Consider the following 23,312-nt stretch of genomic DNA (forward strand, 5'->3'; position numbering starts at 1 on the left):
TCAATGCTGCAGCGGAAATGGCGCTAAATCGGCAATATCGGCCAGCGGCAAGAATACGTTAAATCGAGTTCCGACATTTTGTGAGCTCGTCACCGCAATTCGACCGCCGATTCCGTTGACATACTGGCTGCTCTCGTACATGCCGATTCCCATACCTTGGGGTTTAGTTGTTTGAAAGGGATGAAACAAGTGCTCTCGAACAAAAGCTTCGGTCATGCCCACACCGTTGTCGGCAACCTCAACCACTGCGCCGCCACCGACTCTGAAGACACGAACGGTGACATCCCCATTATTTGGCTCTGTTGCCTCAATTGCATTCTGCACAATATGCCCGACTACTCTCTCTATGCGGTCCTCATGGGCCAATATTCGGAGATTCGGCTCCATGTCCAAGTCAATCTTTTTCGCTTCCCGCGCTTTGGCATGAATGATACGTCGGATCATGGCTTCAAGATCGACTGGCCGCGGTTTTTCGACCGGGTTTGTGCCTGTTCGAAGTTGAAGCATCAGTTGATTCATCCGTCCAACGGCGTGTTCCACCGTTTCCAGCATGTCCTTCTGAAAATCGGGATTGTCGCGATGTCGCTCCGCGTTTTTCACGACGAGCGCAAGCTGGGCGACAAGGTTTTTCAAGTCGTGCACGACAAAAGCCGACATACGATTGAAGGCGTCAAATTGTCCCGCCTCCACTAGCGCTTCCTTCGCGCGAACTTGTGCGATATAACTTGCCGCTTGACGGCTCGCGGTTTTCAGCAGGTCACGAACTTCCCAGTTGATGTCGATTGGGGCGCGTGGACGACCGAGGACAACGAAGCCAATCAATTCGGCCCCATTGGGAAGGGGGATTATCAGCCAGGCGGCCTCAATTGCCTTCAGCCATTCGGGCAGGATAAGGTCCGTATACTTGCCGGGATCCCCTGCAATTTCATCAATGCAAATCACCCAGTCCTTGCGCGCGAGGAATAATGCAAGCGAACCGGTCATGGGTTCCATTTGCGTGACGTGTGGCATGTTGAGGCTGGCGACCTCTGAAAGCGCGCCCCGCTGTTCGAGCCAAATCGACCCACCGGTGCTTTCAACAAGATCCCCCAACGCCCGAACGACCTGTTGATAGAGATTCTCTCCCTCTTCGTTGGTGCCCAACAGACGGGTAAATCGTAGCCATTCCTGTCGGTATTCGTATCGATATGAAAACAGATTCTTGTTGATCAAAACCTTTATGCGTGCCCTCAGGCTTCCTGACAGCATCAGCGTAGCGAGACCGAGCAGCGACGCAAACACCAATGCCACACGGAGTGTGCCGCCCCAGTCGCCGCAAAAAAGTGAACCCAGTATGCGGCGCTTGCGACGACGAGCAGGTAGACACCTGCCATCAGTAAGGCGGTCGATTGGTAAACGACGTCGCGCGAGACGTAAACGTCCACCGTCCACGAAGTATTGCGTGCCGTCGCGATGCCGATAAAGACAATCACGATCACGCTTACGATGCTACGGGCAGACCACATCGCCGGATCGATTTGGTGGAATAGCACTGCCCCAGAATAAATAAGGAGATCAAACGCGAACATGCCAGCCATGCCGATAATTAGCGGTTTAAGTGCCCAACGACGGTTGCCGGGGCTGCGCCGATACAGTTGTTCGGTAAGTACAAGTCCAAATACCGAGACGCAGATCCAGACATAGGATGCACCAGACAATTGGCCGCCTGCCTGTTGTTCCATCCACGGAGGTGACGCGGGCACCAAGATGCTTGAAAGCAACAAAACCGCAGGAGCTGCAAAATACCTCAGAAGTCGTATCGGTTTGGATTCAGATCCAGGGAGCCGTTGATTTACCTTTTCGGCAGGCTTTGTAGGGACATTGCTCGGCTGCTTAGGCTCATGGTGCGCTTGCCGGCCCTCATTCATATCAGGCTTGATCAGATCGCCGTCGGAGTTGGGTTGCCGACCGTGAAGTAGCAACGTCAGAATGCGAGCCACGCGCTGATGCGGAATGTATCCAGAATGCTTGCGAGCCACCAAGTATCCAATGCCGGGAAGACGAGGGCAGTCCAAAGTGTACCCGCCCAAGCCGCACTCGCGATAGCCGCGAAAAGGAGCACAGTTGCCCTCGAACCACCCTGCCAGCTCAGCAGCATCTTAATGGCGAAGGCGACAAATACCATTGCCGCAAGTCCGTAGCTCCATATTGCGGGTGTGTAGGGAAACGTACTGGTCAAGACGTCAATTCCAATGTTGAGTTTGGCGTAATACTAATGCGGGGTTTGGCACGTCATTGTCGATACGAATATTCAATAGCTGGAATTCAAGCGTATGGCCTGTCGCCGTCTAGTCTCCACAAGTGCTTGCTCCAGGGACGAGCCCATTCCCTGCATGAACTCGTTAAGCGTACTATTGGCGACTTCCGATGATGGGTCCATATTCGTGTATATCGCGATCCAGGCTGAAATGTCGTCGTTTCCATACAGGCGTGCGCGGAGTTGACAAAGTTTCGCCTGTATGTCGCTAGCGGTACTCTCGCCGTGAACCCAATACCACTGCCATGCCATGATTCGGGCGCCCGCGCCAAGAATTACGCCGGTTTTAACCTGCAGCGGCGTTTCCAGATAGGCCGTACGCGTGACCCCACGGCTCACCAGGTTCCAGCGACCGGTTTCCGAAGTAACGAATTGATTGACTGACGTAACCAGCTTGGATGTCCATGATTGATTGGCAAAGATACCAAAAAGACATCAACGCGGCGACCGCTTTTTCAAACGATTGAACGCTTTCGCGGGTTGGATTGATGAGTGTCGGCGTCCAATTGACGGTCGAGTTGTCCACCTTGGCCCATCCCGCAGCGGGTGAAATTGCGGCAATTTCGACTGGTCCCTGACGGTTGTGCACGCGCGATTGAATGAGTGATAGCCGGCCACACCACAAGTGTCGCCAAGGCGATTGCGGACATTACGAGCAAGTGAGATCGCGAAGAAGATGGATTCAGTGACAAGTCACTTTTTCGGGACGTTTGTGGCGCTTCCTGAGCCTTCACGGTCGCGAAAATACCATCCGAGCAGGCAGTACATGAACAACAGGGCTGCAAACAGTATCCAGCCGAAAGTGCCGTGATCGTTTCTCAGGAATCGGTTGTCACTAATGTGGGCGATGCATATCGTCAAATAGGCGCGCATCCAGTTGCCGCAAATGCCAATCAAGATGGCGCCCGCGATGAAGGCGAGACGTTTCCTGGTTGACGTGTACATTGTCCACGCATAGAGCACGGACAGCATCATGCATGCACTGAGGTACTCAATACCGCTACATGCCTCAGCGATGGACCATTTTCCGGAAGAGAGCTCAAAATACGGTCCCTCACGATGAACCGGAATTCCGGTGGACGATAGTCCGCAATGTGCAAATTTTGCGGTCAGATCCACTTGCAGGTTGACGAACGGGCCGTGCACAGGCACTGCAAACAAAGAGATAAAAAAGTGGGAAACTGAGCGCCCACAGCCAGCGGTACCCGGCGACGGTAAGGACCATTAGCGGGACCATGGCAATTGCCGAAACTCCGTAAGCAATCGGATGAAGGTGAGTTCGCCCGTCAGCCAGATCAATCCCGCCCCGGCGAGCGCAATCAGTCCAGGCCAGAAAGGACGAATCGGTAAAGCCGACGATTTCAAATCGCAAACTCCCACACCGCAACAAGGAATATCGGTATAACGAAAATTCGGTGAGTGTATTCCTCGCCTGGAACACCAATTGCAAGCAAGTGATAGAACGTAGGCCAGAACATCAGCGCGACCCCAACCAGACTCAGGATGACCAAAGTTGGGCCGACGGCAATAGGGCGTTGCGTCACGCCCTTCTCGCGAGGTGGTGTTTATGATTGCCTGAATTGCTCTTGATGTCGCGTGTAGGCAGGGACATGAATTCTGGTGTTAAGCGGAAAGCCTGCGGGGAACGGGTCTCGCTTCGAGCGGGACATACATATCAGGCGACATCTTACATGACAGCAAAAGATCACCAGCACTTGATTTCGAGGTTCGCGGCGCAGTTCATAACAATGTCATCAATCTGATCGGCTCCGCTCAATCAACGCGAAGATTCTCAATGTTCACCGAATAGATACAAACAAAAACCCCGCAATTGCGGGGTTTTAAGAGTACGCGACAATTCAATATTCGTCGACTTTTGCGTCTTTCTTGCGTCAGATCTTGCGGATTGCGCCGAATGAATCCGAGTCCAATCAAACCAAGTCCCAAAAGTCCCAATGTTGCGGGTCTAGGCACCGTTACGATATCGAAAACTGGGGAACCGCGTCCCTGATTAGGAATTGTCGCAATTTGTGTGAGAGTGAATCCGCCGTAATGTCTGGAAGGCCGGTGGAGTTTGTTCCGGAAAAAGCCCCCAAAATTAAAAGCGATCCCCCATTGAGTAAAGTATTGAACGAAACATTGCCGGAGGTTGGGCCACCCAGCTGAGTTGTTGCGCCAAGTCCCGACCCAGTAGGGGAGGTAAATGTATCAGTCAAAGTAACTGTCACTGTGCCACTTCGGCTACGAAGTCACCAGCCCCAGACAAATCCAAGCTCGCCAGCGCCAGGACTGTTCGACGACTCCAAACACCCCGCCCCAAGTTACGTTGCCAGACCAGGTACCCAATGATCCCATCCAAATGATCCGGCAGCTGCCCCCTTTCAAATCGCCTGCGCCGCCGTCCCAAATCGTCGCAGTATGTCCGGCACCGTCATTCAATGTAAGCATCATTGTCGCTTGGCTTGGCCCGGCGAAAAGTGCCATTAAGCTGGTTGCCAAGATCGTGTAAGCCAATTTTTTCAGTTTCATTTTCATGCTCCTTACATGGCGCTGAATGTTGTTTTTGAGATTATTCCACTTCTACTCGGTCTCTTATAAGCAAGCATTGGGCCGCGTACTAAAAAATTAGTAAATACAATTAGTTAACGAATTCATGAGGCATTGCAGGTATGGAAGAGTAGCGATCTGTAAAATTTCCCGAAAAACTTCATGTGAGATATGTCGCAAATTTCGTAAGGGTAATGAAAGGTATTCGTATAGTTTTATAAAAAACAAGGGGTTAAATTTTCTAGCTCCGCATTTGGACTGTAAAATTTCCTGACAAATGATTGAGACCGGTTTATTTTCTCGCTTCAAGCAAATCCCGTAGGCAGAATTCCGCGATTTTGCCAATTTCATTGAGGCATCTTGCAAATTCCTCTTGTGCAGAGCGCTCTGTCCGCTCGGCGAGGGCAGAGAAAACGTCGATTCGGGACCGATTCCGTACCGACATGACGAAGGGGAAGCCAAACTTGGCAAGATACGCGGCGTTCAGGATGCGCAATTGTTCCAGCTCACCGCTGTCGCAGTGATCCAGACCTGCGCGCGATTGTTCAAATGCGGAGCTTGCGGTGAGTGCCTTGTTGCGCGCTTAGCCCCGCCAAGTTGCGGATGTGCGGATCAGGGCAATTTGGCTCTCTCCGGCAGATAGCATCGCCTGAACCACGGCGCCATGCAAGGATTCAATCGACGTGAATGGTCTTGATTTCCATGCCACCGCGGCGACCCACGGGGAATGCTCAAAAAGTTGCCAAGCGCTTCAATGAACTGTGACTCATCCAAACTTGAAAGCGATTCAATTGTAGGCTGAGCGGTCGTCATTTCACCGGCCTAACGTGTGGTACAAACGGATGTCGGCGAATCCAGTGCCGGGCGATATCTGCGCGCTTGCATATCCAGACCCGTTCATGCCTTTCAATATGGTCCAGAAATTGTTGCAGCGCACGAAAACGCGCGGGGCGACCCAGCAATCGGCAATGCATACCGATGGAAAGCATTTTGGGTGTCTCTTCTCCCTCGGCATACAGTACATCGAAGGCATCACGCAGATAGCGAAAGAAATCGTCACCGGTATTGAAGCCTTGTGCGGTCGCAAAACGCATGTCGTTCGTATCGAGTGCATACGGGACGACCAGATGCGGAACCCTTCCCGCATGCCTTGTTTCCACCTCGGTCCAGCAAGGTAGATCATCGCCGTAATAGTCTGAATCGTAGAGAAATCCACCATGTTCCACCACCAGGCGGCGTGTATTGGGGCTATCGCGCCCGGTGTACCAGCCGGCTGGTGCGCAGCCAGTCATGCGCTTGAGGGTATCGACTGCGATTTTCATGTGAGCACGCTCGGTCGCCTTGTCCACATTTTGATAGTGAATCCAGCGCCAACCATGGCAGGCGATTTCGTGGCCGAGTTCAACCAGTGCGGCGGTCAATTCAGGATGGCGCTCCAGTGCCATCGAGACTCCAAAAACCGTGAGAGGAAGTTGCCGGCGCTCGAATTCTCGCAGGATACGCCATACCCCGGCGCGCGAGCCATATTCATAGATCGATTCCATGCTCATGTGACGCGCTGCATACGCAGGGGCGCCGACGATCTCGGACAGAAACTGTTCGGAGGCTTGGTCGCCGTGCAACACCGAATTCTCCCCGCCCTCTTCATAATTCAGCACGAACTGCACCGCGATACGCGCATGATTCGGCCAATCGGCTTGAGGTGGTTGATTACCGTAACCGATCAAATCTCGCGGGTAGGGCTGATGTAAGTGCGGCATAGTCCAGTCAATCAAATTGGTCTTTACTGGGCGGAAGACGCGGAGGTGATCGCGTCAATCCAAAAATGGCTGAAAGCTCGTTCGCAGGGCCATCATCCCGCAGGTCGAGTTTTCCTTCAAGGTTGCAAAGATGGAGTTTCATTGCAAAGACGGCACGATCGGTATCATGCGCGGCCATCGCCTCGACCAGTTCGGCATGGTCACGATTGGCGCATTCGTTCGTTTTCGAAGGATCCCCGTACGCCAGCACCACCAACGGTGTGCGCGAAATCAGCTGATCCAGCACGCCGACCAACACCGAGTTGCCGGCCATCGTGGCCAGCACGCGATGAAAATCGACAGAAAGCTTCAACGCCGTGCGCATTTCACCGCGCCGGTACGCCCGGTCTTCCTGCTTGATCAGTGAATTCAATTGCCTTACCTGCGCCTTGGTGATGCGCCGTGCGAGCGTATCAACGATCGAGCTTTCGATCGTGCGCCGGACCGAAAACAGGTCACGGCTCTCGTCTATCGATGGGCTCGCGACAATCGCACCGCGATTTGGACGAAGTTCAATTATTTTCATCGCCGCCAGCTGAGTAAACGCCTTGCGAATTGTGCCGCGCGTGACGCCGAATAGTTCTGACAGCGGCACTTCCTTTAGCTTGGTGCCCGGCGGCAGACGATGATCGAGCACGGCTTCATAAATGCGCGCATAGACGTCGGCAGACGCCGCACTTTGTGCGGGGCGCGTACGTTGGATCGGCTTCGTGGTCGGTGATTTCAATTGAGGACTTTCCATGCGGCGCCGACAATCGGCAACGGGTGGCAAACGCGACTACTTTGGGCCATATTGTGCACAAAATCAATGTGTTTATGTTGACAAAAAATTGGTCCAAGATGATGATTGCGCATTGGAAACCAGCGGGGAACCCTTATGGGACGACTCACCACTCATGTGCTCGACACCGCGCAAGGCTGTCCCGGTGCGGGCATGCAGCTGGCACTCTTCAGGCTGGACGGCGGAAGGCGCGCGCTGGTTCGCGCGACCAAAACCAATGTGGATGGCCGTTGCGATACGCCGTTGCTGCAAGACGCCGGCTTTCTGGCGGGCGAATATGAACTGGTGTTTCACGCGGGTGAATATTTCAAGGCACGCTCGATCGCGCTTCCCGACCCACCGTTCCTTAATGAAGTCGTATTGCGTTTTGGCATCGCCGATCCGGCGCAGCATTACCACGTACCGCTACTCATTTCCCCGTGGAGTTATTCCACCTATCGGGGCAGTTGAAGATGCTGCCTTCCACGGGCGGGCATCCGATTCGCTTCCTGCTGAACCATCAGCTTTTCGAAGTAGACGACGTTGGGCCGACCACCACTATTCTGAATTTCCTGCGGCAACGGCAGGGTTACATGGGTACCAAGGAAGGATGCGCCGAGGGCGATTGCGGTGCCTGCACCGTAGTGGTCGGTGAACTCAGGCAGAATCAGCTTGAATTGAAAACGGTGAACGCCTGTATCCAGTTTTTGCCGACGCTGGACGGCAAGGCGCTGTTTACGGTGGAAGCGCTGCGTGGGAAGCATGGCCAGTTGCATCCGGTGCAGCACGCAATGGTTGAGTGTCACGCGTCGCAATGCGGCTTTTGCACGCCAGGATTCGTGATGTCGCTTTGGGGACTCTACGTCGATCACCACAAGAATAAGGGGGCCAGCCAACCTGACGAGGCGCTCGTACGTCAGTCCATCACCGGAAATCTATGCCGATGCACCGGATACCGACCGATTGTCGATGCCGGCAAACTCATGTTCACGTTGCCGCAGGTCGAGTTTGATCATGAAACGGTTGCGAAGTCACTTGAAAGCCTGGTGCGCCGGACATCATTTAGCTACGAGTATCAGAAGCAACGATTCTTCGCGCCGAAGACACTTGCCGAGTTGATTGCACAGGGCCGCATTGCCGTCGTCGACCCTTTTGGCCGGTGGCACCGATGTCGGACTTTGGGTAAACAAGCAGTTCCGCGAATTGGGTGACATTCTCTACATCGGCGAGGTTGCTGAGTTGCATTTGATCGCCGAGGATGCAACCCATGTCACCATCGGCGCGGTCGTTTCGCTCAACCTTGCCTGCGACGCACTGAAAAACTATTTTCCCGAAATGAATGAAATGTGGGAACGATTCGCTTCCATGCCGATTCGCAATGCCGGCACACTCGGCGGCAATATCGCCAATGGCTCTCCAATTGGCGATGCGATGCCTGCGCTCATCGCGCTGCGTGCAGAAGTGACGTTGTCCAATGTCCAGAGAAGCCGTCGACTGCTATTGGAAGACTTGTATGTGGGCTACCAGAAGAAAGCGCTGCAACCCGATGAGGTGCTCGTCTCCGTCAGCATTCCCAAGCCGACCCCCGCGCTGCGTTTTCGCGTCTACAAATTGTCCAAGCGCTTCGACTCTGATATTTCCGCCGTTTGCGCCGCATTCGCAATCGAACTGGATGGGCAAACCGTTGCCCGCTGTCGTATTGCATTTGGCGGTATGGCAGCCACGCCAAAGCGCGCGATTCATGCCGAAGAAAAGCTGATCGGACGCTTGTGGGATGAAGCCGCCGCGCGTTCCGCAATGGATGCACTCTCGCAGGATTACGCGCCACTGACCGATATGCGGGCAAGTGCCAACTACCGTCTGTCGGCTTCGCGCAATCTGCTATACCGATTTTTCCTGGAAACACGTCCTGTCAATCCGATGACGGCAAACGAACTGAGTGTGTTTGCGTGAGTCGCTCCATGAGCGACGAGTCAACGCAAATGGCGGACGACCTCCCGGCAGGCACTGCGCACCCGCATGAATCTGCGCATCTGCATGTGTCCGGCGAGGCCGTTTACGTCGACGATATTCCCGAGCTGCGTGGCACGCTTCATGCCGCCCTGGGTTTGAGTGAAAGGGCCTACGCGAGTGTCCTGTCGATAGACTTCAAGGAAGTGCACGCTTATCCGGACGTGGTTGACGTCCTGGTTTCGCAAGATATTCCCGGTACGAATGACTGTGGCCCGATTCTTCATGATGATCCAATCCTGGCAGATGCCACCGTGAATTATCTTGGGCAACCGATGTTCGCCGTGATCGCAGATTCGCATGGTGCCGCGCGCCGTGCGGCCAGGCTTGCGCGGGTTGAGTATCAGGACCTGACTCCCACTTTATCGCCGCTGGCGGCGCGGCAGCAGGAAGGCTTCGTCATTCCGCCCATGCACCGGTCGCAAGGCGACGCGCTAAGTGCCCTCGCACGCGCCCCCCGAAGAATGTCCGGCCAGTTCCAGGTTGGCGGGCAAGAGCAGTTTTACCTGGAGGGACAGATTTCCTACGCCGTGCCGACCGAAGACGACGGCATTCATCTCTGGTGCTCGACCCAGCATCCCAGCGAAATGCAGCACATGGTGGCCCACGCACTCAAACTGCAGTCCAATCAGGTCACTGTGGAAGTCCGCCGCATGGGTGGCGGTTTCGGTGGCAAGGAATCGCAGTCAGCGCTGTTTGCCTGCGTGGCGGCCATTGCAGCCAGACGATTGCGGCGCCCGGTCAAACTTCGGCTCGACCGTGATGACGACATGATGATCACCGGCAAGCGCCACGATTTTCATTTTGAGTATGAAGTTGGCTACGACGATGATGGCCTGATCAAAGCGCTCAAGATCGAGTTACTGGCTCGGGCCGGATTTTCCGCCGATTTGTCGGGCCCTGTCATGTCGCGCGCGGTATGCCACGTCGACAATGCCTACTACCTGAGCGATGTCGATATTCGCGGACTCTGCGCACGCACCAACACACAGTCGAATACGGCATTCCGTGGTTTTGGCGGTCCGCAGGGTGCAATTGCCATTGAGTACATTCTCGACAACATTGCGCGCGATCTGGGGAAGGATCCGCTGGACGTTCGCAAACTGAACCTCTACGGAAATGATGAACGGAACGTCACGCCCTACGGCATGATCGTTGAGGACAATGTGATTCATGAACTGGTCGATCAGCTTGAACGCTCCAGCGAATACCGTATGCGGCGCGAAGCTATTCGTGCGTTCAATGCGCTTAGCCCCATCCTGAAAAAGGGTATTGCGCTGACACCCGTAAAGTTCGGCATCTCATTCAACATGGTGCACTTCAATCAGGCTGGAGCGCTGGTCCACATCTACACCGATGGCTCGGTGCTGGTGAATCATGGCGGGACCGAGATGGGGCAGGGCCTTCACACCAAGGTTGCACAGATCGTCGCAACAGAGTTGGGCATTAGCGTCGCGCGTGTACGCGCAACGGCGACCGATACCAGCAAGGTTGCCAATACATCGGCTACCGCGGCGTCCACCGGAAGCGATCTGAACGGCAAAGCCGCCCAGGACGCCGCCGCAACAATCAAGACGCGCCTGGCATCATTTGCGGCTGACAAATTTGGCGGCGCACCCGATGCGGTGAGTTTTGCGGGCGACAGGGTACAAGTTAACGGTCAATCGATCAGTTTTCCGGAACTCGTGCAGATGGCCAATCACGCGCGCGTGCAACTCTGGTCGGACGGCTTCTACGCCACCCCCAAGGTGCATTGGGATCGACATGCCATGCAGGGGCGACCCTTTCTGTATTTCGCCTACGGTGCCGCTGTGTCCGAGGTCGTCATCGATACCCTGACGGGTGAATCAAAGCTGCTGCGTGCCGACCTGCTGCACGACGCGGGCAACTCCATTAATCCGGCGATCGATATTGGCCAGATAGAAGGCGCGTTCATCCAGGGCACGGGCTGGCTCACCACCGAAGAGTTGTGGTGGAACGATCAAGGCAAGCTCATGACTCACGCGCCGTCGACTTACAAGATCCCCGCGGTCAATGATTGCCCCGCCGATTTCCGCGTTGCATTGTTTAAGAATCAGAATATCGAAGACACGATATTTCGCTCAAAGGCCGTCGGTGAGCCGCCATTGTTACTGGCGTTTTCGGTTTTCTTCGCGATTCGCGATGCCATCGCCAGCGTTGGGGACTACCGCACCAATCCACCGCTGAACGCGCCCGCCACGCCGGAGGCGATTCTCACCGCCGTGGATTCCATTCGGCCACAGGGCGTGGTAGCGGCATGAGCCATTGGATTGATAATCTGGCAGGCGTTCAGTCCCGGCAGCAGCCCGCGATTTCTGTTGCCGTCGCGTCGACCAAAGGATCGGTGCCGCGTGAAGCCGGCACGCGGATGCTGGTCACCCCGACGGAAGTCCTGGGTACCATTGGCGGTGGGCATCTCGAATTCAAGGCCATTCAAATTGCCCGGGACATGCTCGCAGCCGGAGGCAAAGGCGCGCTGATGCGTTTTCCATTGGGCGCCAGTCTCGGCCAGTGCTGTGGCGGATTGATGAATCTATTGTTTGAGCCCGTGCTGCCGTGCGACGAATGGGTCGCGGCCGTACGTGACTTCCAACAAAAGGGAAAAAGCATTATTGTCGTGACATGCGTGCGTGGGTGCGGAACATCCGGAAAGCTACTTGTCGCCGCGGATGAGTTGGTGGGTTCGCTGGGCGGCGAAACACTGGATCGCGAGATAACGGCGATCGCCAGACAACGCCTCGCCGGCTATCCCTCATCAACCCTGCTGACGGTGGCGGGTGACGCGTACTTTTTTGAGGCAATCGCGGCGCCGGATTTCAATATTGTTTTGTTTGGCGCCGGTCACGTCGGGCGCGCGGTAGTGAAAATTCTTGCGGAGTTGCCATGCAAGATTACGTGGATCGATTGCCGGGAAGCGGAGTTTCCAGCCGAGGTCCCGCGCGGCGTCGACATGCGCTTGAGCGATTTTCCGGAGGATGAGGTTGCGTTCGCGGCCGCGGGAAGCTATTTTCTGGTCATGACCCATAGCCATCAACTCGACCAGGTGATATGCGAACGAATTTTCGCACGCCAGGATTTTGCCTACTTCGGCCTGATCGGGTCGCTGTCCAAGCGTCGGCAATTTGAACGGCGATTCGCCGCGCGTGGCATTCCGGCGGTCCGATTTGCCGATATGAATTGCCCCATTGGCGCGGGTGGCATTGCGTCGAAAGAGCCGATGGCCATTGCCGTTTCGGTGGCGGCGGAACTGTTGCAACGACGCGAGGCCTTGCAACAAATGTGCAAGGGTGGAATGAGCGACTTCCACTTGCTCCCACCCAGCAATGAACGGGAATCTGGATCCCTTCTGAAGTAGCGGCCAAGGCGGGCAATGACGCCTGCCGAAAAATGTTTTTCCGGAAAATGACTCACTGCAAATGGAAGCATACCTTCTCGATTGGCTGAATCTGTTATTGCGCTGGTTGCACCTCATCACCGGTGCCGCCTGGATCGGCGCGTCATTTTATTTTGTGTTGCTCGACAATAGCTTGAGACCGCCGGCAAGTGAAGAGGACATCAAGCGCGGCGTTCATGGTGATTACTGGGCAGTTCACGGCGGCGGGTTTTATCACAGCCAGAAATATCTCACCGGGCCCAAGCGCGAGCCGCTGACGCTGGAATTGCACTGGTCCAAGTGGGAGGCCTACACCACCTGGCTGTCCGGCATGGGGCTGCTGGCGATCATCTACTGGTTTGGCGCAAGCACGTATCTCATCGACACGACCGTACTCGCCCTGACACCGGCGCCGGCCATTGGCATTAGCGCCGCATTCATCGCCTTGGGATGGCTGGTTTACGACGGCCTTTGCCGGCTGCTTGCGGGCCGCGAAAACATCCTGGCGGCAATCGTATTTGCGTTTGTCATGCTTGCCGATTGGACACTGTTCCAGATCTTCGGCGCGCGCGCGGCCTATGTGCACGTCGGCGCGATGATGGGCACCATGATGGTGGCGAACGTGTTCGTCCATATCATTCCCGGGCAGAAGAAAATGGTTGCGGCGATCCGCGCCGGGCAGCCTGTCGACCCCACTCCCGGAATCATTGGCAAGCAGCGGTCTGTGCACAACACCTATTTCACCTTGCCGGTGCTGTTCATCATGATCAGCAATCACTACCCGATGACCTACAGCCATCCGCACGGCTGGGCGGTGTTGGGGGCGATCATGCTGGCGGGGGTGTTGATACGGCAGTTTTTTGTGTTGCGTTTGAAGAAGAAGATGGTTCCTTCACTCATCGCCATTGCGGTTGCGCTGCTGCTCGGTGTGGGTGTATTACTCGCACCCAGGGCCAACGACAAGACTGCAGGCACGGTGACGTTTTCGGACGTGAAGGCGGTGATCGACCTGCGCTGTGTCGCGTGTCACGCCGCACAGCCTACTTTCGCGGGCTTCAGCCAGCCGCCGAAGGGGGTGATACTCGAAACCGCCGATCAAGTTGCCATCCATGCCGTCAAGATGGCCGAGGTAATATCCAACCGCTACATGCCGATCGGCAATCTGACACACATGACCGAAGCGGAGCGGGCGTTGATCGCAAACTGGTTTGCGCAAGGCGCGACAACCAAATGAATCCAGCAGCCTCACTCAAACTTTGCGCCCGCCCATGAATTCCGGCCTTCAGGCATTTCGCGCGTCCATCCTGCATTTCGTCGGTAATCCCGATGAACTCGGTGATCGTGCCTGCGAGTACTTCGAAGACGGCCTCCTCGTCATCAAGGACGGCCGCGTTCATCAATTGGGCGACGCCGTGACGCTATTGGCCACGCTTCCCAAAGGACTGGCCGTGACCGACTACCGGGGCCGCTTGATCATGCCTGGCTTTGTCGATACCCACATTCATTTTGCGCAAGCGGACATTGTTGCTTCACACGGCGAACACCTGCTCGAATGGCTCCAACGCTACACCTTTCCGGAAGAACGGCGTTTCGCCGATGAGGAACATGCCGCCGAGGTCGCGGAGTTTTCGATCAACGAAATGTTGCGCAACGGCACGACCACCAGCATGGTCTTCGCCACGGTGCACAAATCATCGGTGAACGCGATCATGCGCGCCGCTGAATCGCGCGGACTCTGCATGATCGCCGGCAAGGTGATGATGGACCGGAACTGCCCGGACGCGCTGTGCGATACCGCAGAGAGCAGCTACGTGGACAGCAAGGCATTGATCGAGAAATGGCACGGGGCAGGGGAGGGCCGCCTGCGGTATGCCGTTACGCCGCGGTTTGCGCCGACGTCGAGCGAGCGTCAACTGGCGTTTGCCGGGCAATTGCTGGACGAGCATCCCGGCGTGTATCTGCAAACGCATCTGGCGGAAACCGCGAGCGAATGCCAATGGGTCAAGACGCTGTTCCCCTGGAGCACCAGTTACCTGGATGTCTACGATCATTTCGGCATGTTGCGGCCGAAAACGGTTTACGCGCACTGCATTCATCTCGATGATCGTGATCGGCAGCGGATGGCCGAGAGCGGGGCGGCGATGTCGTTTTGCCCGACCTCAAACCTGTTTCTCGGCAGCGGCCTGTTCGATGCCGGCTCCGCCACCCGCAGCGGCGTGCGCCTCGGCCTCGGTACCGACGTCGGCGGCGGCACCAGCTTCAGCATCCTGCGCACCTTGCATGAAGCCTTCAAGGTGATTCAATTGTCGGGGCAAAGCATGAACGCGTTGCAGGGGCTTTATCACGCCACGCTCGGCGGCGCGCGCGCGCTTTACCTCGATAATGAAATCGGCAGTTTTGCGCCGGGAAAATACGCTGACTTCGTGGTGCTGAACCTCACCGCAACGCCACTGATTGAGCGGCGTATGTCGAAGGCCAAGACCCTGGCCGAGCGCCTGTTTGTGCTCATGATGCTGGCGGATGAACACATGGTCGATGCGACCCATGTGAAGGGGCGCAAATTGTTCGAGCGCAGCGGAAATCGGTGATTTTCCGCCGCGCTGCGTGCAGGCCGTTACTGCACCCGGCGCACTCGCGGGGAGTGATTGATTTTTTCGAATTCCAGGTAAAACGCACCCAGTGCGCCGCGGCGGATGCGGACCTTTGGATCCGTCAGCGTCAGGTAACGATTGCTGTCATCTGCAATTTGCCAGACCTGTCCATTGGCCAGCTTGATCATGGACTTCGCATCCCAGCCTTCGAAGCGGCCGGGAATGGTGCTCTCAATGGCATCCAACGTGGCGGGGCTCGTGCGATTCTCGAGGCCAAATTGATCAGACTTTTGTGGCGCTGATGGTGAGGCTGATGCCACCGCGGCAATTGGCGCCGGGGATGGCATGGCGGGCGCTGATGTTGCCGCAACGGCCGGCGCAGGACGTGGCTCCGCTTGAACCGCCGGCTTGGAGGCTACCGCTTTGGGCTCGACAACCGTCACCGACAGCGCGTCATAGCAAGCCAGTCGCGCGGTCGAATCGATGATGCCCCGGCAACGCAGGATTCCCGCATCGTTTGCCAGCACGCCAGTGGAAACAGTGAGCAAGACAAACAGCAATTTCATTTTATTTTTCATGGTGTGGCAATCGCCCGAAGAATATTTTCTTGGTGGATTGTACAGAAGATCGCCACGCGTTCGCGTTCACCCCTGCGCCGGACAGAACTGCCAATCTCTAGTACTGGAGCGGCGTTTCAGGCATAAATGCCCCGAAACGCCCGTCAAATGGCGATCTGCGCGTCGCAAAGCCGGACGATCAACCTGCTACTCGAGAAGCGTTCCCCCGAACGCCTGCCGGCCCGCAGCGGGCGGCGCATACTGGACATGCACTCGATCTGGTGGACGCCCAATGCATTTTGCGACCACCTTGGTTACGGCCATGGCTTCTGTTTCGCGCGCAGCGCCGTCCGGCGGGTGTGCGTGCAGAACCGTCACAAAGACCGGCAATTCCGACGCAATGAGTTCAACCGCATTTTCCGCATAGTCGCGACTGTCCAGATAATGCAATCGCACCCACGTACGGCCGGGCTGGCTGCCGAACGTCTCGCCGAGCGCATCCGCGAGTGCGCGAGCAGAGGTGGCGCCAGAATCGGCCACCGACACACAGACGATTTCGATATCAACGATGGGCATATATGCCGACGAGATTTCTATCGAAACTCAACTTTCCTCGCCGCCGATGAACCGATAAGTCATCGCCCCTAGTACCGCGCCAACTATCGGTGCGAGCCAGAACAGCCAAAGCTGACCGATCGCCCAATCGCCAACAAATAGCGCGACACCGGTGCTGCGCGCGGGATTGACCGACGTATTGGTCACTGGAATGCTGATCAGGTGAATGAGCGTCAACGCGAGGCCGATGGCGATCGGGGCAAAGCCGGTCGGTGCGCGCTTGTCCGTGGCGCCGAGAATCACCAGCAGGAAAAACATCGTCATCACAACTTCGGTGATTAGCGCGGCCAGAAGCGAATAATGGCCGGGAGAATGTTCGCCATAACCGTTCGATGCAAAGCCCTTGGTCACATCAAATCCCGGCGCCCCGCTGGCGATGAGATAGAGCACGCCGCCCGCGACGATGGCGCCGAACACCTGCGCGACGATGTAGGGCGCGAGCTTGCCTGCCGGGAACCGGCCGCCCGCCCAGAGACCAATCGATACCGCCGGGTTGAGGTGGCAGCCTGAAATGTGACCGATGGCAAACGCCATGGTCAGCACCGTGAGGCCGAAGGCCAGCGAGACGCCGTGCAAACCAATGCCGACATTCGGGAATGCGGCGGCCAATACCGCACTACCGCAGCCGCCAAGAACGAGCCAGAACGTACCAAGGAACTCCGCGCCGTATTGCTTCATTTGCCTCTCCTGTTGATCGGTGGGAAGTGAAAGTGTGAATCATAACCGCTGATATGCGCGGCTTGTCAGTTTGCAACTCGCGTCAGGAGACAGCCGCAGCAAGTGGTAGCCAACAGAAGCGGATGCGAATGGCGATTTATGCCTCGTGCCGGTTATCGCCGGTCACACCATCTGATTGGCCGGCGCATTGATGAGCTGCATTGCCATTGACCGGACCATTGCTCCGGCGAGGAGTGTCGGGCGCAGCACACTCTGTCGGATCGGCGACGAAGAGCCACGCAACGATCAGGCAAGCGGGAACGGCCAGGAACCACTCCGACCGCGACGTGAGACTTTGGCCGACAACCCCGATCGCGCCGCCGACAGCAAGGCACGCAAGCAGAAGGAAAAGCCGTCGCGCGAGCCGTGGTTTGCGGGGCATTGCGTTTTCACGCGGCGGCATTGGCGCCCCTGCGTGCGGGGCAGGCGGCTGGATTTTGCTGAATGTCTTTCATCGTTTCATCCATGACACGGAAGGCGCGTCAGCATATCTGCCATCATCGGGCGGGGCGCGGTAGGACCTCATGGCTCTTTGTCTTCGCTTGCCGTGAGCGACGCGATGCCGCGCGCAACAAGCCATGCCAACCCAAGCCCGACCGTCGCGATAAAGCACCAGCCGAACCACGTCGGCTTGCACCAGCCCCAGCCGCACGCGCCAGCGTTTTGCAGCAGCCCCGGAATGCCCAGCGAATGAAACATATAGACCGACAAATAAGGGATAACGGCCAGCACGCCAATGGGCGTGTCCAGGTATTGTGGCCAGACAAGGCCCGGCAGAAGCGCCGCAACGTAAACGCCGACGATGATGGCAAACACTTTAGCCGTGCGATGCTGTTTCATTGGAAGATGTCTAGGGAATCAGGCCACACAATTTGCAATGGGGACTTGAGGTGAGTAGCGATATTGAAATGATCGAATCTCACTGGTGGAACGCCTATGTGGATCCGTCCGGTGCAAGAGGATGGCTGCATTCGATGGGTATTCGGCTCGTTAAGCCGCGCTAGATACGAATGCCAAAACGTGACCATCAGGGTCCAGCGAATATGCCGCGATATGTCCCCAGTCGCGTGGCAGCAGCGGACTCAGCTCCCGTGCGCCCGCGGCGAGTGCACGCGCGTGATAGTCACCCGGCTCGGCCAGGACGAGGTAAAGCTCGGCGCGCGGAACGCCATTCGCAGCAGCCGGATCGGGCAGGGCTGCGCCAAGCAGATTGCGTATGCCTTGCTCCGGCATCAGCCCCAGAACGCCTCCGCCGGGAAGGTCGAACTCGGTCATACCGGGCGCGTGAAGGCGTGGCTTGATGCCGAGGACAGCCGTGTAGAAGGCGGTACTGCGCGCTTGGTCTGCGACGTAGAAGATGAAGTGGGAGGCGGGGGTCACGGTTGTAGTCAGCCAGATAGCTCACTCATCGGCAAGCAACTGTTCAAGCCGCCTCGGATAGTGGTTGAGGAAGTCACGAGTGACGACATAGTGTTCGGTGTCTTCGTACTTTACTTCCGAGATGCCTGATCCATCGAACTGGAGGATTTTTGCGTGCGGATATGACAGCAGTATTGGCGAATGCGTGGCGATGATGAACTGGGATTCGTTTTGCGCGAGCTGATGAATGGCAGAAAGTGCGGCGAGTTGACGGTTCGGGGACAGGGCGGCCTCCGGCTCATCGAGAAGGTAGAGCCCCTTGCCGCGAAACTTGTGGGTGAGAAGCGCCATGAATGCTTCCCCCATGCGAGCGCGAATGCAAGGAACGATTGTCGTAGCCGCCGAGATAGCCAACTTCATCCATGTACGTGGCGACATTGAAGAAGCTCTCGGCGCGCAGGAAATAGCCGTCCGCCGGTTTCCGGAAGCTACGCGTCAGGCGAAGCGCCTGATGTAGCGATGAGACGGATTCGGTTGTTTGCAGTTGGACATTTTTCGTGCCCCCTTCCGGTCCATAGCCAAGTGCAACCGCGATGCCCTCAAGAACGGTTGATTTTCCCGAGCCATTTTCGCCGACGAAAAATGTGACATCGGGATGGAAGTCGATGCAGCCCAATTCACGCACGGACGGAATATCGTAGGGGTAATGGGCGAAATCGATTTCCGCGTCGGGGCGAATTGAAATCTGTTGAAGGTAGGGTTTTGCCGAAAGGGACATTGTTCAGGTACCGATTGATTTACTGCTTACGCTGACCGAAATCATATGTGTCCACGAGTGCGCAATTGTCATTGACTTCAACTCTCGCATCAACGCCGTCCCATTCGAATTCGATCTTGAGCTCTCCTGACGGTTTCTTTCCCGCATCGAACGACTTGATCGGCTTACCCTCGTAAAGAAATTCCGAACCAATCGATAATCGAATGCGAGTGATATTGTCTGAGAATTTGAACGCAAAGTCCTGCCTGCCAGACGTGACGTTGACCAAGAATGCCGGGGGTAGCTTGTGAAAATCAAACGAACTTTGCGTAAGCATTCCCCATTGAGTGGTTTCGAAGTTTTGGAATGAGAGGTAATTTGGATTTCGTGGCATTTTCCCCGGCACTTCGAGCGCGGCGCCACACTTTGCAGCGTTCGCGAGCGGCGCGCAAACGCATAACGAGATTGCGAATAGGTACAGGCAAAAATGGCGAAAGCCAGTACGTATTCGCTTCTTGGCGGGGCTATTCATGACGTCCCAGCGCAGGCGTGAATGAAACTCTATTGATCATCTCAAGGTGGTTACGTAATACAGCCCGGAAATCGTAACGCATATGAGTCGAAATCTTCCTATGAATGAGCGCTTCATCATTAGAACATGGCAACATGGAATTCGTCGGAACCACGGTTGTGGGGTTGAGGCCGGCAGCAATGTGCGCAACTGTCGTTGTATGCCTGATCGCGCGCAGAATAGTGATAATGTGGGACGCGAAAGCTGCACCGCATGGCGCCAATGAACAAGGAACTTCCAACTATGCCGTCGTCCCAGCGCAGGCTGGAACCCAGTTCACCCCGATATTTTGAAATACGAAGGGACTGGATCCCAGCTTTCGCTGGAATGACGGGTCTTTGAGGATTTGAGCCGCTTACAATACTAAACCCTAGCACTGGTGCGCCTTACAGGCATAAAAGGCTTTAAACGCCTCGCCAATGCTAGAGTTTGCTAACCGCGACACTTACATTTCGTGACCGATCTCTTCTCAACCATTTCCCCCTCACCCCTGCCCTCTACCGAGGGAGAGGGAGCGAATCAGTCCGGCTCTAGCGTGCCGCTCGCAGAGCGCCTGCGGCCGCGTACGCTGGCCGAGGTGATCGGGCAGGAACACCTGACAGGCGAGGGCATGCCGCTGCGGATCGCGTTTGACTCCGGCAAGCCGCACTCGATGATCCTGTGGGGACCGCCCGGCGTGGGCAAGACCACCATCGCGCGGCTAATGGCGCATGCGTTCGAATCGGATTTCATCGCGCTCTCTGCCGTGCTGTCGGGGGTGAAGGAAATCCGCGAGGCGATCGAGCGCGCGCTGGTGAACCGGGACAATCTCAATCGCCGCACCATCCTGTTCGTCGATGAAGTGCATCGCTTCAACAAGAGCCAGCAGGATGCGTTTCCTGCCGCATGTCGAATCGGGGCTGGTGACGTTCATCGGCGCGACCACCGAGAATCCGTCGTTCGAATTGAACAATGCGTTGCTGTCGCGCGCGTCGGTGTATGTGTTGAAGCCGCTGGATGAGGTGGCGTTGGGGGCATTGCTGGAACGTGCGGGTTCCGCCGCAAACCTGGATTCCCGCCTGCGCGGGCGGGAATGACGGTGAGTTGGCCAAATCGCGCATGATCAACATGGCCGATGGCGATGGGCGGCGGCTGATCAATCTGGTCGAGCAGCTTGCCATCGCAGCTGATAGCAGCGGCATCAAATCGATCGATACCAAATTCGTCGAGAGCGTGCTCGCGCGCGCGGCGAAGCGTTTCGACAAGGGCGGCGATAATTTCTACGACCAGATTTCCGCGCTGCATAAAAGCGTGCGCGGCTCCGACCCGGATGCGTCGCTGTACTGGTTGGCCCGCATGCTCGATGGCGGCGCCGATCCGCGCTACGTGGCGCGCCGCGTGATCCGCATGGCGACCGAGGATATTGGCCTCGCCGATCCGCGCGCGCTGGATATCACGCTCTCCGCCGCCGACGTGTACGAACGCCTTGGCTCGCCGGAAGGGGAACTTGCGCTGGCGGAGGCGATCATCTATCTCGCTATCGCCGCCAAATCGAACGCGGTGTACAAAGCCTACAACGAGGTGCGGGCGTTTATTGCGCAGGATGAGTCGCGGCCAGTGCCGATGCACATCCGCAATGCGCCGACCAAGCTGATGAAGTCGCTGGGGATGGGCAAGGATTACCGTTATGCGCACGATGAGGAAGAGGGTTACGTGGCCGGGGAAAATTACCTGCCCGACGGCATGAAGCGGCCGGACTGGTATCGCCCCACGGAGCGCGGCCTGGAGGCGAAGATTCGCGAAAAACTTGCGCATTTACGCGAACTTGATGGAAAATCCAAGTCATGAACGCGTTTGTCAAACTCCTGCGCAGCAACCCCTCCAGCCGCTCCTCCCGATCTACGTAGCGCTCGCCTTCGGTCGCCTGATGAAGGCGTGCGCGACACCTTAAAGCTTCTCCCCTTAACATGCCGCCATTCTCGTGCGAGGCGGGAATCAGTTCGTGCAAATTGGATCCGCATTTCGCAAGGCGGGAATGACGGGCATAGAAGAGAACCTCAAGACTCAAGGATACAAAATGTTAGACATCCAACAACTCCGAAAAGACCTCCCCGCGGTTGTTGCCGGCCTCGCACGGCGCGGTGTTGTTTTCGATGAAGCGACGTTTCGCAACCTCGAAGACAATCGCAAGGTGCTGCAGACGTTCACGGAAGAATTGCAGGCCCGGCGCAATGCGCTCTCCAAGCAAATCGGCATGATGAAAGGCAAGGGCGAGGATACCGCCGTCGTCATGGCGGAAGTCGGTGGCCTCGGCGATCAGCTCAAAACCAACGAAACCTCGCTCGCAGCCTTGCAGGAAACGCTGAACGCTTTCCTGCGCACCATCCCCAACATTCCGCGCGCCGAAGTGCCTGCCGGCAAGGACGCCGACCAGAACGTCGAAGTGCGCAAATGGGGCACGCCGGCGAGTTATAAATTCGCGGTGAAGGACCACGTCGATATCGGTGCATCGCTCGGCGGCATCGATTTCGATACGGCGGCAAAACTCTCCGGTGCGCGTTTTTCGGTATTGAAAGGTGGCGTGGCCCGGATGCATCGCGCGCTCGCCCAATTCATGCTCAATACTCATACCGCCGAGCACGGTTACACGGAAGTCTATGTGCCGTACATGGTGAGTGACGTTAGCGCCGACGGCGTATCAAGCCTGGCCAAGTTCAAGGAAGACTTGTTCAAGATCGAAGGCCGCGACCTGTACCTGATTCCGACGGCGGAATATCCGGTGACGAACTTCGTGCGCGATTCGATCGTGGACCTGAAGGACCTGCCGCTCAAGTTCGTCTGCCACAGCCCGTGTTTTCGGTCGGAGGCCGGCAGCTACGGCAAGGACACGCGCGGCATGATTCGCCAGCACCAGTTCGACAAGGTCGAGGTCGTGCAGATCGTGCATCCAGACAAATCCGCCGACGCGCATGAAGAACTCACCGCGCATGCCGAATCGATCCTGCAACGTCTGGAACTGCCTTACCGCACCATGTTGCTGTGTACCGGCGATATGGGTTTTGCATCGACCAAAACCTATGATCTTGAAGTATGGCTGCCCGCGCAAAACACCTATCGCGAGATTTCCAGTTGCTCGAACTATGAAGCTTTCCAGGCGCGTCGCATGATGGCGCGCTTCAAGAATGCGCAAGGCAAGACCGAGTGGCTGCATACGATCAACGGTTCAGGCCTTGCGGTGGGGCGCACGCTGGTGGCGATTCTGGAGAACTACCAGAATGCGGATGGCAGCGTCACGGTGCCGTCGGTGCTGTTGCCGTATATGGGTGGGCTGACGAAGTTGGAGCCGGTCAAGTGACTGCA

21 protein-coding genes and 4 pseudogenes are annotated in these 23,312 nt (G+C 56.6%); 8 read left to right on the top strand and 17 right to left on the bottom strand.

Annotated elements, in window-relative coordinates:
- From prsK to IPP88_25070, 10 genes and pseudogenes are all read right to left on the bottom strand, one after another.
- Complete coding sequence (gene prsK / locus IPP88_25025) at window positions 1-1,290, bottom strand: PEP-CTERM system histidine kinase PrsK (protein MBL0125779.1); 1,290 nt, start codon at window positions 1,288-1,290, stop codon at window positions 1-3.
- Window positions 1,248-2,018: a hypothetical protein gene (locus tag IPP88_25030; GenBank protein ID MBL0125780.1), complete on the bottom strand. Its 771-nt coding sequence runs from the start codon at window positions 2,016-2,018 to the stop codon at window positions 1,248-1,250. Before IPP88_25030 ends, prsK begins: the two co-directional genes overlap by 43 nt.
- Before the next feature lie 272 nt (window positions 2,019-2,290).
- Complete coding sequence (gene epsI / locus IPP88_25035; GenBank protein ID MBL0125781.1) at window positions 2,291-2,719, bottom strand: EpsI family protein; 429 nt, start codon at window positions 2,717-2,719, stop codon at window positions 2,291-2,293.
- Between the two features lie 270 nt (window positions 2,720-2,989).
- Entirely contained in the window at window positions 2,990-3,448 is a 459-nt protein-coding gene (gene xrt, locus IPP88_25040; protein MBL0125782.1) for an exosortase, read from the bottom strand.
- A 621-nt stretch (window positions 3,449-4,069) separates the two neighbouring features.
- Complete coding sequence (locus IPP88_25045) at window positions 4,070-4,270, bottom strand: PEP-CTERM sorting domain-containing protein (GenBank protein MBL0125783.1); 201 nt, start codon at window positions 4,268-4,270, stop codon at window positions 4,070-4,072.
- 267 nt (window positions 4,271-4,537) lie between these two features.
- Window positions 4,538-4,825, bottom strand: a complete 288-nt coding sequence (locus IPP88_25050) for a hypothetical protein (GenBank protein ID MBL0125784.1) — start codon at window positions 4,823-4,825, stop codon at window positions 4,538-4,540.
- A 310-nt stretch (window positions 4,826-5,135) separates the two neighbouring features.
- Window positions 5,136-5,420, bottom strand: a pseudogene (locus tag IPP88_25055) (OHCU decarboxylase).
- Between the two features lie 6 nt (window positions 5,421-5,426).
- The gene (locus tag IPP88_25060; GenBank protein ID MBL0125785.1) at window positions 5,427-5,552 is read right to left on the bottom strand and encodes a hypothetical protein; all 126 of its coding nucleotides are present in this window, start codon (window positions 5,550-5,552) and stop codon (window positions 5,427-5,429) included.
- A gap of 100 nt (window positions 5,553-5,652) precedes the next feature.
- The gene (puuE, locus tag IPP88_25065; GenBank protein ID MBL0125786.1) at window positions 5,653-6,603 is read right to left on the bottom strand and encodes an allantoinase PuuE; all 951 of its coding nucleotides are present in this window, start codon (window positions 6,601-6,603) and stop codon (window positions 5,653-5,655) included.
- A gap of 7 nt (window positions 6,604-6,610) precedes the next feature.
- On the bottom strand, window positions 6,611-7,369 hold the full coding sequence (locus IPP88_25070) for a GntR family transcriptional regulator (GenBank protein MBL0125787.1): 759 nt from the start codon (window positions 7,367-7,369) through the stop codon (window positions 6,611-6,613).
- Between the two features lie 150 nt (window positions 7,370-7,519).
- On the opposite strand from IPP88_25070, the gene uraH reads away from it, so the two are divergent.
- From uraH to guaD, 6 genes and pseudogenes are all read left to right on the top strand, one after another.
- A complete protein-coding gene (gene uraH, locus IPP88_25075; protein MBL0125788.1) occupies window positions 7,520-7,873 on the top strand; it encodes a hydroxyisourate hydrolase in 354 nt (117 codons plus the stop codon).
- A 2-nt stretch (window positions 7,874-7,875) separates the two neighbouring features.
- A pseudogene (gene xdhA, locus IPP88_25080) lies at window positions 7,876-9,355 on the top strand (xanthine dehydrogenase small subunit).
- Between the two features lie 8 nt (window positions 9,356-9,363).
- Complete coding sequence (gene xdhB / locus IPP88_25085) at window positions 9,364-11,694, top strand: xanthine dehydrogenase molybdopterin binding subunit (protein MBL0125789.1); 2,331 nt, start codon at window positions 9,364-9,366, stop codon at window positions 11,692-11,694.
- Window positions 11,691-12,788 carry a xanthine dehydrogenase accessory protein XdhC gene (gene xdhC, locus IPP88_25090; GenBank protein ID MBL0125790.1) on the top strand — a complete coding sequence of 366 codons (1,098 nt, stop codon included), beginning with the start codon at window positions 11,691-11,693 and terminating at the stop codon, window positions 12,786-12,788. Before xdhB ends, xdhC begins: the two co-directional genes overlap by 4 nt.
- 61 nt (window positions 12,789-12,849) lie before the next feature.
- Complete coding sequence (locus IPP88_25095; protein ID MBL0125791.1) at window positions 12,850-14,040, top strand: urate hydroxylase PuuD; 1,191 nt, start codon at window positions 12,850-12,852, stop codon at window positions 14,038-14,040.
- Window positions 14,041-14,074: 34 nt separating this feature from the next.
- Window positions 14,075-15,394: a guanine deaminase gene (gene guaD / locus IPP88_25100; protein MBL0125792.1), complete on the top strand. Its 1,320-nt coding sequence runs from the start codon at window positions 14,075-14,077 to the stop codon at window positions 15,392-15,394.
- 26 nt (window positions 15,395-15,420) lie between these two features.
- Here the strand turns inward: guaD and IPP88_25105 are convergent, their stop codons facing one another.
- The 7 genes and pseudogenes from IPP88_25105 to IPP88_25135 form a co-directional block, all read right to left on the bottom strand.
- Window positions 15,421-15,975, bottom strand: coding sequence for a hypothetical protein (locus IPP88_25105; GenBank protein ID MBL0125793.1), 555 nt, complete (start codon window positions 15,973-15,975; stop codon window positions 15,421-15,423).
- Window positions 15,976-16,161: 186 nt separating this feature from the next.
- Window positions 16,162-16,530 carry a hypothetical protein gene (locus tag IPP88_25110; GenBank protein MBL0125794.1) on the bottom strand — a complete coding sequence of 123 codons (369 nt, stop codon included), beginning with the start codon at window positions 16,528-16,530 and terminating at the stop codon, window positions 16,162-16,164.
- A 27-nt stretch (window positions 16,531-16,557) separates the two neighbouring features.
- Window positions 16,558-17,247, bottom strand: coding sequence for an aquaporin Z (gene aqpZ, locus IPP88_25115; protein ID MBL0125795.1), 690 nt, complete (start codon window positions 17,245-17,247; stop codon window positions 16,558-16,560).
- Window positions 17,248-17,808: 561 nt separating this feature from the next.
- Window positions 17,809-18,126, bottom strand: a complete 318-nt coding sequence (locus IPP88_25120; GenBank protein MBL0125796.1) for a hypothetical protein — start codon at window positions 18,124-18,126, stop codon at window positions 17,809-17,811.
- Between the two features lie 150 nt (window positions 18,127-18,276).
- Window positions 18,277-18,666: a VOC family protein gene (locus tag IPP88_25125; GenBank protein MBL0125797.1), complete on the bottom strand. Its 390-nt coding sequence runs from the start codon at window positions 18,664-18,666 to the stop codon at window positions 18,277-18,279.
- Window positions 18,667-18,687: 21 nt separating this feature from the next.
- A pseudogene (locus IPP88_25130) lies at window positions 18,688-19,423 on the bottom strand (AAA family ATPase).
- A 19-nt stretch (window positions 19,424-19,442) separates the two neighbouring features.
- Window positions 19,443-19,934 (bottom strand): hypothetical protein, encoded by a 492-nt coding sequence (locus IPP88_25135; GenBank protein MBL0125798.1) that lies wholly within the window; start codon window positions 19,932-19,934, stop codon window positions 19,443-19,445.
- 649 nt (window positions 19,935-20,583) lie between these two features.
- Here IPP88_25135 and IPP88_25140 point away from each other — a divergent pair.
- Both IPP88_25140 and serS read left to right on the top strand, forming a co-directional pair.
- Window positions 20,584-21,800, top strand: a pseudogene (locus IPP88_25140) (replication-associated recombination protein A).
- 229 nt (window positions 21,801-22,029) lie between these two features.
- On the top strand, window positions 22,030-23,307 hold the full coding sequence (serS, locus tag IPP88_25145; GenBank protein ID MBL0125799.1) for a serine--tRNA ligase: 1,278 nt from the start codon (window positions 22,030-22,032) through the stop codon (window positions 23,305-23,307).
- The last annotated feature ends 5 nt before the right edge of the window (window positions 23,308-23,312 follow it).

The sequence above is a fragment of the Betaproteobacteria bacterium genome (assembly GCA_016720925.1).
GTDB lineage: Bacteria > Pseudomonadota > Gammaproteobacteria > Burkholderiales > Usitatibacteraceae > UKL13-2.

Excerpts from the sequence above, each read along its gene's own strand:
- IPP88_25050 (MBL0125784.1), bottom strand. The coding sequence starts at position 4,825 with ATGAAACTGAAAAAATTGGCTTACACGATCTTGGCAACCAGCTTAATG.
- puuE (MBL0125786.1), bottom strand. The coding sequence starts at position 6,603 with ATGCCGCACTTACATCAGCCCTACCCGCGAGATTTGATCGGTTACGGT.
- uraH (MBL0125788.1), top strand. The coding sequence starts at position 7,520 with ATGGGACGACTCACCACTCATGTGCTCGACACCGCGCAAGGCTGTCCC.
- xdhB (MBL0125789.1), top strand. The coding sequence starts at position 9,364 with ATGAGCGACGAGTCAACGCAAATGGCGGACGACCTCCCGGCAGGCACT.
- xdhC (MBL0125790.1), top strand. The coding sequence starts at position 11,691 with ATGAGCCATTGGATTGATAATCTGGCAGGCGTTCAGTCCCGGCAGCAG.
- IPP88_25095 (MBL0125791.1), top strand. The coding sequence starts at position 12,850 with ATGGAAGCATACCTTCTCGATTGGCTGAATCTGTTATTGCGCTGGTTG.
- guaD (MBL0125792.1), top strand. The coding sequence starts at position 14,075 with ATGAATTCCGGCCTTCAGGCATTTCGCGCGTCCATCCTGCATTTCGTC.
- IPP88_25105 (MBL0125793.1), bottom strand. The coding sequence starts at position 15,975 with ATGAAAAATAAAATGAAATTGCTGTTTGTCTTGCTCACTGTTTCCACT.
- IPP88_25110 (MBL0125794.1), bottom strand. The coding sequence starts at position 16,530 with ATGCCCATCGTTGATATCGAAATCGTCTGTGTGTCGGTGGCCGATTCT.
- aqpZ (MBL0125795.1), bottom strand. The coding sequence starts at position 17,247 with ATGAAGCAATACGGCGCGGAGTTCCTTGGTACGTTCTGGCTCGTTCTT.
- IPP88_25120 (MBL0125796.1), bottom strand. The coding sequence starts at position 18,126 with ATGAAACAGCATCGCACGGCTAAAGTGTTTGCCATCATCGTCGGCGTT.
- IPP88_25135 (MBL0125798.1), bottom strand. The coding sequence starts at position 19,934 with ATGAATAGCCCCGCCAAGAAGCGAATACGTACTGGCTTTCGCCATTTT.
- serS (MBL0125799.1), top strand. The coding sequence starts at position 22,030 with ATGTTAGACATCCAACAACTCCGAAAAGACCTCCCCGCGGTTGTTGCC.